The following is a 12,663-nucleotide window of genomic DNA, read 5'->3' on the forward strand; positions in this document are numbered from 1 at the left end:
GTTTGACCGATAAAATTTCTGTTGGACCGATAAATTATTTTTTGGACCGATAAAAATTATGCTAGACCGATAAACCGGAAAAACGTTCGATAAAAAGGACAAGCGGGAACCCAAATGTGTGGGTTTTGATAAAAAATGTATCAAAAGGCTTTGATTGCCTTATCTCCATCATGCTTGAGATATGTTATATCGTTATCGTTTGGCTGATAGCTTCAGAAAAACGTGTGAACTTTGCTTAAACTGGACTGCGAAAATTAGAAAATTCATCTGCGAGGTGTTATAGGATGGAAGAGTTGAAAAGATTTTTAGACAAGGCCACCCATACTGTTGTTTTCACTGGGGCGGGAATGAGTACAGAAGCAGGACTCCCGGATTTCCGAGGGACCAACGGGATTTGGCACGGTGCTGATCCGATGCAGCTTGCAAGCACCCGGGCAATGAAAGAGAATACAAATGAATTCATACAATTTTATAGACACAGGGTTGAAAATCTTCGAGAGCACAAGCCGCACCAGGGCCATAAAATCCTTGCGAAATGGGAGCGGGAAGGCCGCATTCAATCGATTATTACCCAGAACGTGGATGGTTACCACCACCGCGCCGGCAATAACCAGGTATCTGAGCTACATGGAACCCTAAGGACATGTCACTGCAATGATTGTGGGAGAAGGTATCCAATCGATCTTTTCATGGAGGATGATAAATTCTGTGAAGCATGCGGGGGCTTCCTTCGTCCTTCTGTCGTTTTGTTTGGGGAAATGCTGCCTGAAAAAGCAGTCCAGCATGCTGAACTAGAAGCCCGTCGCGCAGATTTGTTCATTGTCATGGGTTCATCACTCAGTGTGTACCCTGCCAATGTTTTTCCGGAAATCGCGAAGATGGCAGGCGCGAAACTAGTCATCGTCAATTTGGAAGAAACTGAACTCGATAACCGGGCCGATTTGGTCATTCATGATGTGAAAATTGGAGAATTACTTCAGAGGTTAGATCAATCATTCTAAAAGGAGATGGATAACCATCAACGCGAATACGGCCATATGATCGAAAAATTCGTTCCGGATATACCCCTCCAATGGATTTTTCCACTTCTGTCATGCATGAATGCTACCTGTTTGGATTTGTTCAGCATAATAATCCAGAATATAAATAAATAGGCAAATTAGCATGGTTCGGTGTATGGGATCCATATCGTAAAATACTCCTTTATGTAAACTTAATCCGTCCTTGATGGATATACTGTTATAAAATTAGTTTTTCTGCCCGTATCTTTTCCCTGCTGCGTATCGTTATAGAGGCAGAGAGGTTTCAAAGGAGTGAACGAGAATGCTAGCCAGCTCGAACTTGACTGAAAAAAGGGATTCCAGGGAAGAGGATAGTTTTACAGGACTGGGTAAATACTGCAGTTTTTTGACCAAAAATAAATGGGAATCTGACGACTTGTTCCAGAGTACGCTCTTAAAGGCTTTCCAGACTTATGAGCCAGAGCAATTTACCGAGCCGCTTTTGAAAAAGATTGCCTATCATCAATGGATTGATACGGTCAGAAAGAGGAAATTTGAGGTGGTCGGCATACCTGATGAACAGGCTAGCCCTGATACCAGTACATCAACAGAAAGTAAACTTGATGCAGTAAACCATCTTTTACAAAAATTAACTCTCAAGCAGGCTGTTATTTTCACATTGAAGGAGGCTTTCAATTATCAGGCAAAGGAGATAGCGGAAATCGCCGGTACCTCAGAAATGGCGATAAAGTCTATGCTGCATCGCGCCAGAAAACGGTTGGAGTATGAGCATTTCCGTCCTCTTACTGATCAGGTTGAAGCAAGTGAAATTGAGGTATTATCTGGCCTTTTACACGAGTCGCTGAAGCGTGAAGATCCCGCGATTTTAATTAAACATCTTCACCAAATCCCTTCCCTTGCAGATGTTCGAAAGCTGGCCTCTCAAAAGCATTCCAGCAGCACATCTCTCAAACCATATTGCATGGCAGCTTAAAAGGGAGGCGAAATGTATGGGTGCAATACCATATGTGATTGAGCAATCCAGTCGAGGGGAACGTTCGTATGATATTTACTCACGGCTGCTAAAGGACCGAATTGTCATTATTGGAGACGAAATTAATGACCACGTTGCAAATAGTGTAATTGCGCAGCTGTTGTTTTTAGAAGCTGATAATCCCGAGAAGGACATCTCCATTTATATTAACAGCCCGGGCGGCTCAACTACTGCTGGGTTTGCGATCTTTGATACAATGCAGTTGATTAAGCCGGAAATCAGCACCATTTGCATTGGGATGGCCGCTTCATTCGGGGCAATGCTTCTATTGGCAGGCACAAAGGGGAAGCGCTATGCACTGCCAAACAGCGAAATTATGATTCACCAGCCACTGGGAGGAGCAAGGGGCCAGGCCACAGAAATTGAGATTTCGGCAAAAAGGATCCTCAAGCTGCGCGAACATATAAATGGAATCATCTCTGAACGCACTGGTCAGCCAGTTGAAAAAGTTGACAAGGACACAGATCGGGACTATTACATGAGTGCCCAGGAAGCTCTGGACTACGGGATAATAGACAAAATAATAAGTAAGAATTAAGGATGAAAGTTAAAGCCGGCTAGTCTCCCAGCAGGGACTAGCCGGCTTATTTTACTAAGAAATCTAATTAGAGCTTAAAGCGGACTTATCCCTAGGTGAAGCAATGATCGATGAACTACTTTTCGCATATAAAAATGGCGCCGTGCAAATCACACCAGCTACATACAAAAAGAATGCAAAATAAGCAGGCAGCAAATGAAAGAAATCGGTGTACCCAATAATAAAATGGGTCGCAATTCCGGCAATGAATGCCGGAATAGCACCAATTGTGAAGGTCCACCAAACCCAGCGCTCACCTTCGCGGATTCCCCATAACGCGAGCATCAATACGAGCAGGCCCACACTTAGCAATGCACTTCCAAATCCTGCTCTGTCATGGGCAATAACTGGAATCAATTTATTGTTGAATTCGTCCAGCATTTCTGGTGAAAGACAAAGAAATTGAAGATCGCTTGGAACAAAAACATTTGATACGCCAACGGTCGAGATGACCACTCCTCCAACTGCCAACGCTGCACCTAATACTACAAAGCAAAGCTGCCCTATCAATGCCAATTTCCAGGCCTTGGTGTTGAAAAGGTTTGTACTGGCCGGCGATTCTGCTGCGTCTTTCGTTTTCAAAAATGCCATTATAAATAAAGGCAATAGAATCAGCCAGAATAACCCGTGAAGCCAATCGAAATAGCCATATCCAATGAATAAAAGGATGCCAAGGAAACCGATTATTCCCGCGATATTGACTGCTTTTCTTGCCCAATGGAGACCGTATCTGATTCCATGTCTGGCAAGCTGGATATAGAGAATCCCTCCTGAAATCATCGTGCCGGCCAGCGTCATACGGTCATGCGCCATAAAGTAAAGAATCTCAGGGCTAAAACTCAAAATATCTTCACGGAAAATGCCGAGGAATGATTCATCATATGGAAGGATCACATCTGTCATGCTAAAATACAGCGCAACGAACCCGCCAATCAGAATTGCCATCCCGAACAGCCAATACCAGATCCAGCCTTTATTTATTGTTGGTTTTGGGTTGGTCTTATAGCAGTATGCTTCATTAATCCGTTTTGGCAAGCCAGGGCCGGTAAATATGTATTCCTGGCCAAGCATGATAAGCGACGCACCTTTTTCCAGAAGTAGCAGGGCATCGGCAGGTTCATTTACCCCTCCGGAAGTCATAACCGGAATATTATGGCCAAGGTGTTTCTTAACACGTTCTATTGCTACGCCAATTTGTTCGCAAGACTCTCCTTCTATAAGCAGCCCATCAAGTTTATAGCTTTCTAGATTAGTAAGGTTTCTTTCCTTTAAGGTGAGAATGAGCGGTTTGCCTATCCTGTCCCTCAGTTGGCTGAATTCAGCTGGTGAACCTGCATACTCGCTTTCCAGTATAAAAGCATCACCATAGGCCAGAAGCGCTTCGCATAGTTGGTTTAATTCGGTCAAATTTCCCCGTACCCTAATGAAGAAGGGTACTTTTTTCATTTTGAGCGAATGTAACTGGGCTTTCGCAGTTTCGAGTGAGATTGAATGTCCTGTGAGGCCTTTAATCCTGGCATTTTTTTCGTCAAAATGAAGAATGTTATCTATCGGTGTTCCTTCAATAGAAACCGGGCCTATTTCGATAAAACCAAAACCGAGGTTTTGAAAAGCTTTTACCCCTGATAACTCTGGATCGATTGCGCCAGCTATGCCCACCGGAGTCGAAAACTCAGTGTCGAAAAAATGCTTTTGCAAGGTGCGGGAAGGGGCCATATGGCCAAGAAATTCTATGAGTCTTTCTCCAAAAGGATTGGATGAAAGCAGGCTCATCCCACGATGAATAAACTCCCGGCCAACATCAGGAGGAAGCTTCGTCAGTAATGGTTTAAAAAGCGGATGGTACGACCAATCTGGCAATGAAATCACCTCTTAACACTATCTCCGTCAATCTTACCATATGTTAGGATAGGGTGGATGATGATGTTAAGTGTATGGAACAAGATTTGGGTTGAAATTTGTTTGAAGTTGTCCATCTTTGCTGGAGTGAGAGCCAGGTGGTGTAGGAAGTGTGAATAACGTTGATATATTTAAAGATGTGGCAGATAAAATTTGATATAAGTAGAAAAAATCAAACTTGTGGTGGAAATTGTTTGAGTTAAGGTAGAAAAAATCTGGTTTATCACGATTAACCCGGGGCGAGGGAATTGAGCAGGGACTTATCTATAAAGAATAACCAGCTATGGCCACAGAAAATCCACTAAACGCTGTCAGCTTCCTGTGGCGCAGGAGTTGGATGGTCCTCGTTGATTTCCCTAATCAGCACCCATGTTTGTTTGAGAAGTTCCTGAAAGTCGTCAATCAGCGCAAAGGCCGCGTCCATTACTTCAGGGTTGTTCCTGAGGGAATTAAGTTCAGTTTGGACCCGTTCAATAGCTTTATCTGGATTGTCCAGCTGCTCCTCAATTGCCGGCCATGATATAAATAGGAAAACGATAAATGAAATAGTCATAAATAATCGGATCATTGGATACCCTCCGTTCTCTGTACAGTTTTTTCCATATTTATATAGTTGTATACAAAGCTTTGAAGGAAAAATTCACCTCCTGGCGAATATTTAACTGATGCAAAAGGGGGCAATCTCATTGAACGAACAGAGTATACAGAACAAAAGAGCCTGGGAGTACCGGGCATATGAATTTTGGGTGAAAAAATATGGTCTGCCTAAAGAGCTGGCAGCCAAAATAGCAACAAACCCAAGAGGACATTTAAAGAAGCATTCCGGTTATTTTGACGAGGTTGCCGGAAAAAAGATTGCTAATCTTTGCGGATCAAATGGAAGAAAAGCAGTCCCGCTCTCACTTTTAGGCGCTGAAGTTACAGTGTTTGATATTTCACAAGAAAACAAGCGGTATGCACTTGAACTGGCAGAAAGCGCACAAACAAAGATTACCTATATCGTTACAAATATTAATGACATTGACCTAAACAAATATGGAGGGCGATTTGACGTGCTATATTTAGAAGGGGGCATTCTTCACTATTTTCATAATCTCAACCGTTTTATGTATATTCTTCACTCCTTGTTAAAAGAGGGCGGGGAAATGATACTTAGTGATTTTCATCCTTTGAGGAAATGCTTTTTTAAAAACGAGGATCGGTTTGACATCCAGCCTACATATTTTGATGAAGGAATCCGTAGCGGGGATGTTTCCTATAAAAAGTTTTTCGATAAGGCCGAGCAGGTAGATTTCCCCGACGTTTCAGTTAGGTACTTTACATTGAGTGAAATAATCAATTCTGTTTTTCAATCTGGTTTTATATTAACCAGGTTTGACGAACATCCGGGTTGGAAAGGTCAAAATATCCCTTGGGAGTTCACACTTCTGGCTTCGAAAAAATAATGGCTGCAGCTGAAAAAAGTCGATTTTTTTATTTATAGGCACTTTTGGAATACAAAAAGGGGTGTTCCAGCAAAGCTGTTACTACCCCCAATAAATACCATCTCCGAAAACAATTATGTTAATTAACCTTTAATATAATCTTTCCGATATTTTTATTGTTCTCCATATGTTCATGTGCTTGTTGGACTTGTTCAAGTGAGAATACATGGTCAACAACTGGACGAAGCTTGTTATTAGTAAAGAGCTCCATGGTTTTAGCGGAAAGTTCAGATGTTAGTGCTGCCTTGTATTCATCGCTTCTTGGTGTTAGAAGCGTTCCAGTCAATTGAATCCGTTTGACCATCAAGTCCATTAAATTGAATTTTTCTATTTCTGCGCCACCTAATATCCCAATCAATACCCATCGGCCATCTACTTTTATGCTGGCAAGATTTTTTTTCCAATAAGATGCTCCAATGAAATCGAGAATCAAATCTACACCTTTGTTGTTGGTCGCATTAAGGACTTCCTCGTCAAAATTCTGTTCTTTATAATTTATACATACATCCGCACCTAATGACCGGCAAAAATCCAGCTTTTCTTTGGTTCCGGCGGTTGTAATGACATTTGCCTGCCCAATCTGTTTTGCAAGTTGAATCGCCGCTGTTCCAACTCCACTGCCGCCAGCATGAATAAGCACGGTTTCACCAGCACGCAATTGGCCGATCCAAAATAGCGTTTGATACGCGGTCAAAAAAACTTCAGGAATAGCCGCAGCTTCCTCGAATGTTAGGTTGTCCGGAATCACCATCGCTCTTTCAGCCGGCATAACGGCATATTCCGCATAGCCGCCTCCATTCACAAGCCCCATGACGCGCGTGCCGACAGCTATGGTTGCTCCTTTGCCCGCTTGTTCAACAATTCCAGCAACTTCAACACCTAAAATCGGGTTGCCCATATATCCCGATTTGCCTTGTCTGGTTACGATATCTGTTCGATTCACAGCTGCAGCTTTTACTTTGATTAAAACCTCACCGTCTTTTGGGGTGGGTTTATCAAACTCAACAATATGTAATTGTTCTGGACCGCCTGGTTGTTTTACACTGATTGCTATCATTAAAGAGCCTCCTTTCATAGTAATTCTAGCTATTCTCTAGCCTTTCAGCAAAAGGTTTGATTATTCCTCTACCCACATTATTCATTCTTCACTATTGGGTTTTCTGATACGTTTTATCTTAGCGATATAGGAACATATGCTTTTGAACTGGAAGCGTAAGGGAGACGAAAAACGCCAGAGCATCAGCGCTCTGGCATTTATTTTTTCATCAATAAATAAATGAAATATGGCGCCCCGATTAGAGAGGCCATGATTCCTGCTGGTATGCCTTCAGGCTCGGCTAAGTTACGTCCGATCGTGTCCGCAAATAGGAGCAGCCAGCCTCCGATTAGCATGGAAAGCGGCAGAAATAACTGATATCGTGGTCCAATCAAGGCTTTGGCAAGATGCGGCGCCATTAGCCCGATGAAAGCAATTCCGCCAGTAACGGAAACGGACGCCGCTGCAAGTGCAACTGCAGCAAGAAGGAGAGTAAACCGTTCCCGTTCCAGGGAGAGTCCGACACCAATGGCAGCCGGTTCGTTCAGTGTAAGGATGTTCAACCGATTTGCTTTGAACAAGGTAAATGGAATAAGAATGGCGAGCCATGGGAGAAGAGCAAGAACGAATGGCCAGTCGCCTCCCCAGATATTGCCGGCAAGCCAGCGCGAAATGAAATCAACTTTCTGGCGTTCAGCGGACGAAATCACGACGATCATAGCACCTGACAGAGCCATTGAAAACCCAATCCCAACAAGGATCAGCTTGGCAGGATCAAATCCAGTACCGCGATTGTATGAAAGTAGATAAATGAGCAGTGCTGTTACGACTGCCCCGATAAATCCAATAATCGGAATCAGGTAGGCAAACGAATCTGCTTCAATCGGCATGAACAAGAAAAACACTGCAATCCCAATACCGGCACCTGAATTTATTCCAATGATACCTGGGTCGGCAAGGTCATTTCTGGTCAGGCCCTGCAGGATTGATCCGGCAACAGCGAGTCCAACACCTGCTAAAAACGTGACAAAAATGCGGGGCAGGCGAAGTTCCATCAGGACGAACTCTTCTTTAAACGTCCCGTTCCCAAAAAGAGTAGGGAGGATACGGTCATAAGTGACTGACGAATAACCAAGTCCCAGGCTGACAACGATGGTTGTAATGGTCAAAACAATAAGTCCGAGTAGAAGAATACGTTGTTTTTTTAGAATGGAAGGATGGATCATAGCGCGACTTTTCCCCCTTTCTTTACAATGAACAAGAAGAAGGGAAGTCCCAATACCGATACGATTGCATAGAGTGGTGTCTCGTATGGGGCATTGATGACTCGCGCCGCTGTATCAGCCAGCAGCATGAAGGCTGCACCGGCAATTGCGGACATTGGCAAAACATAACGATAATCAGTTCCAACCACGAGCCTGACTATATGCGGAATCATCAACCCGACAAATGCCATGTTTCCTACCAGTGCGACAGAAGCACCTGCCAACAGGACAATCGCAATAACGAGAACGGTTTTAACGAGTGCAGTTTTTTGGCCAAGGCCGACAGCCACTTCCTCACTAAGGCTGAGGATGGTAAGCTGCCTTGACAGAACCAGTGCGAGGACAATGCCGACTAGAATAAATGGAATGATTATTTTCAATTGGCTCCATGACGTACCCATCAGCCCGCCAGATGTCCAAAGTGAAACGTCCTTCGAGATTTTAAAATAAAGTCCGATTCCGTCTGCAACTCCATAAAGAAAAGCTGAGACCGCTGCCCCTGCAAGAACTATCCGAAGAGGGGAGAAGCCTCCTTTTTTAACAGTTCCCATACCCAAAACTAACAGGACTCCAATAGCGGCGCCGATAAAGCAGGCAATTGTGATTCCGAAGTAACCAACAGTTGGCAGGAGAGCAATCGTTACAGCAAGCGCTGTATTAGCACCCGCTGTCAGGCCAAGCAGACCGGGGTCGGCGAGCGGATTACGAGTCAGACCTTGCATGATTGCTCCGGCAACAGAAAATGCGGCACCAACGAAAACCGCGCCGACTTCACGAGGAAAGCGGATTTCACGAAGCATTGTCAGAGTGTCCGATTTCTGAGAGGTAAACAATGCCTGACCGACATCCTTCAGGCTCGTCTCGGCGGCACCGAATAAAAGGGCTATAGTGAATGAAACAATAAACAAAATTAGACCGCCAACAAATTTAATAGGTAATAATGATTTTTTATCAGTCGCCATCTTATCAACTTCATTTCTTATAAATATAATTCTATCTTTGAAGGAATCTACTTAACATGTTAGCACTATGGCATTTTAGGAACAATGCTTAGGGGCACTTTAGTGGTTTGTCGTTTGTTCGTGGACATTTTAATCATTCAACTAAGGTAAATTGTACCCGAAAATGTGTTTCAAGGACATTTTGGATTTCTACCTAAGGCAAATTGTACTTGATAGTATATTTCGAGGACATTTTAGCTAAATGGCTATGACAATATGTCCTCGACAGACTTCGGTCATTTATCCTCTGCGCTTTTTCACAATGGCGTTTTGCTTATGTACTATTGTTCAAAAATTTATATAAAAGAAGAGGAATTCCGGTTGCAGAATTCCTCTTTTTTACGTCTTATTACCCAAATTACTTGCCCAGGAACGCTTTCTTGAAGAATTCGAGCTGATATTCAAGTGTAAGGGGATCATTAAAGTAAAACTCTTTCGCATCAACTTCAAACACACGGTTATTTTTCACTGCTGGAATGTTCTTGTAAGTTTCAGTCTGCTGGAAGGATGTGTCGCCATCTGCATTTTTACTGAAGATGACGTAGTCGCCGGCATAGTCTGAAAGGACTTCAGGGCTGATTGCAAAGAAGCCCGGCTTAAGTGCATCCTGTTTAACTTTTTCAGGCATGTTGAGCTTCATTTCCTGGTAGAGAATTTCTGTACCGCGAGCGAAGTTGTTGCCGAATACGTAAAGCTGCTTTTCTTGGTTTTCGATAACGGAAACTGTCACATCCGCACCGATTTTTGCTTTAATTTCTTCTCCGGCAGCCTGAGCTTGTTTCTTGAAGTTATTAACCCAATCTGTTGCTTCTTTTTCTTTGTTCAAAAGTTTCCCAATTTCGATATGTTGGGTAAGGTAGTCATTTTTGCCATACGTGTAAGTAATCGTTGGCGCGATTTCTTTTAGTCTGTCAACATCTTTGATGGAAGACAAACCTATAATTAGATCTGGCTCTAGCTCAATAATTTTCTCCAAGTTATCTTCGGTTACCACTTCTGCATTCTTCAACCCTTCCTCAAATCGGGGATTGGCTTTTGACCAGGCATCAATTCCTACTATATTACCGCCAAGTGCAAGCACATTACCGGAAAAAGAGAAAGAGAGTACTACAATTCGTTTTGGATTTGCTGGTACTTCAACCGGTCCGTTTTCGGATTGATACGTGATGGTTGTTGGTTCATCTTTCTTCTCAGGCTCTTTGGAAGAGCTGTTGTTGTTAGAGTTGCTGCCGCATGCACTAAGCACCAGTACCAGTGCGAGCAGGGATGGTAGAAGTTTTTTTAGCATGTTTGTTTTCTCCTTTTAGTAGGTTGTAAGTTAAAATCATTGGTTTTTTTGTATAAGGATCAACGCCGATTTCACAATCGATGTTGAATACTTCTCTAAGTACTTTTTTATTGATAACAAAATCGCAAGTTCCAGATTTGACGATTTGCCCGTCTTTCATCGCGATGATGTGGTCAGCAAAGCGCGCAGCCTGGCTAAGGTCGTGGAGAACCATAACGATTGTACGGCCTTGTTCGCGGTTCAGGTCCTGAAGCAATTCAAGGACTTCGAGCTGATGCGCCATGTCAAGGTATGTTGTCGGTTCATCGAGGAAAATAATATCGGTTTCCTGGGCTAATGCCATTGCGATCCAGACGCGCTGGCGCTGACCGCCTGATAGGGCATCAATAGATTGATATTTGTAATCGATTGTTCCGGTTACTTCAAGTGCCCAGTCAATAACTTCAATGTCTTTTTTCGACAAACGGCCAAACCCTTTTTGATATGGGAAGCGGCCATATGAAACAAGTTCACCTACCGTCAAACCAGAAGAGCTTTCAGGTGTTTGGGGAAGGATCGCCATTTTCTTGGCAAGTGTTTTCGTGTCTTCGCGCTGGATGCTAACCCCATCGAGAAGGATGGAGCCGGACTGGTGCGAGATGATTCTCGACATCGCTTTTAAAAGAGTCGATTTTCCGCAGCCGTTCGGGCCGATGATCACGGTTATTTGGTTATCAGGAATCTCAACAGACAAATCTTTCACGATTGAGCGTTCTCCGTAGCCAACCTGCAAGTTTTCAGTATAAAGGCGATTCATGATCATTCCTCCAAAACATTTACTAATTTTTCAATTGATAATGATTATCAGTTTCGCTTACAATTAACACTATAAAGGGATTCGGAAATTCCGTCAATGACAAACCTGTGACAAATAACACATACATCATTAAATATGGCAAAACAAAGGAGAAACCTATGAATAAAGCGGACATTTACGATTGCATTATCATCGGAGGAGGGCCAGGCGGATTATATTCCGCTTTTTACGCAGGCCTCCGGAATATGAAAGTGAAGCTGATTGAGGCCCAGCCTGTACTTGGCGGAAAAATTAATTTGTATCAGGAAAAGCTGATATGGGATGTTGGAGGATTTGCTCCGGTAACCGGCAGGGATTTAATTGGTCATTTGGTTAAACAAGCAATGACGTTTGAACCAGAGGTGGTTTTAAATGAGAAAATCACTTCATTTTCAAGAAATGAAGAGGGAATTTTCGTGCTTGAGGGCGCCTCCGGTGAGGTTCATTTTTCAAAAACTGTCATTGTTGCTATTGGGGCAGGCATCATCACTCCGAAGAAACTTGAGCTGGAAGAGGCATCCCGGTTTGAAGCTGCCAACTTGCACTATTCGGTGGATTCAATTAGACGTTTTAAGGATAAGGTCGTTCTTATTTCCGGTGGTGGAAATTCCGCTATTGATTGGGCAAACTTGCTCGAGCCAGTTGCCAGGAAGGTGTATTTAACCTATCGGAAGGGTGCTTTTGCTGGCCATGAAGCCCAAGTCTCACAGCTGGAGAACAGCGGTGTAGAATGCCTGATGAATACAACAATCAGCCGCCTCGTTCCTATAGGCGGGGAGGAGAGAATTGGCGAAGTTGAGCTTGTATCGAGCGAAACAGGCAGGGAGATAAGTATCGGCGTTGACGAAGTGCTTGTAACACACGGTTTTGACCAGGACGCCTCACTTTTTGCCAATAGTAAGTTAGACATTAAGACGCTTGATAATTTTTATTTGAAAAATACGCCAACCGGGGAAACATCAATACCAGGACTATACGGCGCAGGGGATATAGTGAAATACGATGGCAAGGTTTTCTTGATTGCGGGTGCGTTCCAAGATGCTGCAAATGCCGTGAACAGGGCTAAGAAATTCATTGAGCCTGAAGCAGGTGAAATGGCGATGGTCTCGTCCAATCACGAAGCCTTCAAACAGATGAACAGGGAGTTAGTTTTCAAGATGGTGGAATAGCAGATATAATACAAATTTTGGTTGGATGCATTCAAGATAAATAACACATAAAAA

General features: G+C 43.3%; 12 protein-coding genes. 5 read left to right on the forward strand and 7 right to left on the reverse strand.

Annotated features, from left to right (window positions below; all coding sequences use genetic code 11):
• Positions 1-284: 284 nt before the first annotated feature.
• From TY16_RS11325 to clpP, 3 genes are all read left to right on the forward strand, one after another.
• On the forward strand, positions 285-1,001 hold the full coding sequence (locus TY16_RS11325; protein WP_043932045.1) for an NAD-dependent protein deacylase: 717 nt from the start codon (positions 285-287) through the stop codon (positions 999-1,001).
• A gap of 322 nt (positions 1,002-1,323) precedes the next feature.
• A complete protein-coding gene (locus TY16_RS11330) occupies positions 1,324-1,995 on the forward strand; it encodes a sigma-70 family RNA polymerase sigma factor (protein ID WP_043932046.1) in 672 nt (223 codons plus the stop codon).
• A gap of 16 nt (positions 1,996-2,011) precedes the next feature.
• Positions 2,012-2,593: an ATP-dependent Clp endopeptidase proteolytic subunit ClpP gene (gene clpP / locus TY16_RS11335; RefSeq protein ID WP_043932048.1), complete on the forward strand. Its 582-nt coding sequence runs from the start codon at positions 2,012-2,014 to the stop codon at positions 2,591-2,593.
• A 63-nt stretch (positions 2,594-2,656) separates the two neighbouring features.
• On the opposite strand, the gene TY16_RS11340 is transcribed toward clpP, so the two are convergent.
• Both TY16_RS11340 and TY16_RS11345 read right to left on the reverse strand, forming a co-directional pair.
• Positions 2,657-4,492, reverse strand: coding sequence for a dihydroorotate dehydrogenase (locus tag TY16_RS11340; protein ID WP_043932049.1), 1,836 nt, complete (start codon positions 4,490-4,492; stop codon positions 2,657-2,659).
• A gap of 340 nt (positions 4,493-4,832) precedes the next feature.
• Entirely contained in the window at positions 4,833-5,099 is a 267-nt protein-coding gene (locus TY16_RS11345) for a hypothetical protein (protein WP_043932050.1), read from the reverse strand.
• 118 nt (positions 5,100-5,217) lie between these two features.
• On the opposite strand from TY16_RS11345, the gene TY16_RS11350 reads away from it, so the two are divergent.
• On the forward strand, positions 5,218-5,976 hold the full coding sequence (locus tag TY16_RS11350) for a class I SAM-dependent methyltransferase (RefSeq protein WP_052342688.1): 759 nt from the start codon (positions 5,218-5,220) through the stop codon (positions 5,974-5,976).
• A 118-nt stretch (positions 5,977-6,094) separates the two neighbouring features.
• Here the strand turns inward: TY16_RS11350 and TY16_RS11355 are convergent, their stop codons facing one another.
• From TY16_RS11355 to TY16_RS11375, 5 genes are all read right to left on the reverse strand, one after another.
• Complete coding sequence (locus TY16_RS11355) at positions 6,095-7,072, reverse strand: NAD(P)H-quinone oxidoreductase (RefSeq protein ID WP_043932053.1); 978 nt, start codon at positions 7,070-7,072, stop codon at positions 6,095-6,097.
• Positions 7,073-7,269: 197 nt separating this feature from the next.
• Positions 7,270-8,277, reverse strand: a complete 1,008-nt coding sequence (locus TY16_RS11360) for a FecCD family ABC transporter permease (protein ID WP_043932054.1) — start codon at positions 8,275-8,277, stop codon at positions 7,270-7,272.
• A complete protein-coding gene (locus TY16_RS11365) occupies positions 8,274-9,278 on the reverse strand; it encodes a FecCD family ABC transporter permease (RefSeq protein WP_043932055.1) in 1,005 nt (334 codons plus the stop codon). Before TY16_RS11365 ends, TY16_RS11360 begins: the two co-directional genes overlap by 4 nt.
• A gap of 397 nt (positions 9,279-9,675) precedes the next feature.
• Positions 9,676-10,605 (reverse strand): iron-hydroxamate ABC transporter substrate-binding protein, encoded by a 930-nt coding sequence (locus TY16_RS11370; RefSeq protein WP_043932057.1) that lies wholly within the window; start codon positions 10,603-10,605, stop codon positions 9,676-9,678.
• The gene (locus tag TY16_RS11375; RefSeq protein ID WP_043932058.1) at positions 10,556-11,401 is read right to left on the reverse strand and encodes an ABC transporter ATP-binding protein; all 846 of its coding nucleotides are present in this window, start codon (positions 11,399-11,401) and stop codon (positions 10,556-10,558) included. Before TY16_RS11375 ends, TY16_RS11370 begins: the two co-directional genes overlap by 50 nt.
• Before the next feature lie 158 nt (positions 11,402-11,559).
• Here TY16_RS11375 and TY16_RS11380 point away from each other — a divergent pair, with 158 nt between their 5' ends.
• Positions 11,560-12,609 carry an NAD(P)/FAD-dependent oxidoreductase gene (locus TY16_RS11380; protein WP_043932059.1) on the forward strand — a complete coding sequence of 350 codons (1,050 nt, stop codon included), beginning with the start codon at positions 11,560-11,562 and terminating at the stop codon, positions 12,607-12,609.
• The last annotated feature ends 54 nt before the right edge of the window (positions 12,610-12,663 follow it).

It is taken from the genome of Bacillus sp. EB01 (assembly GCF_000613125.1).
Lineage (GTDB): Bacteria > Bacillota > Bacilli > Bacillales > Cytobacillaceae > Bacillus_D.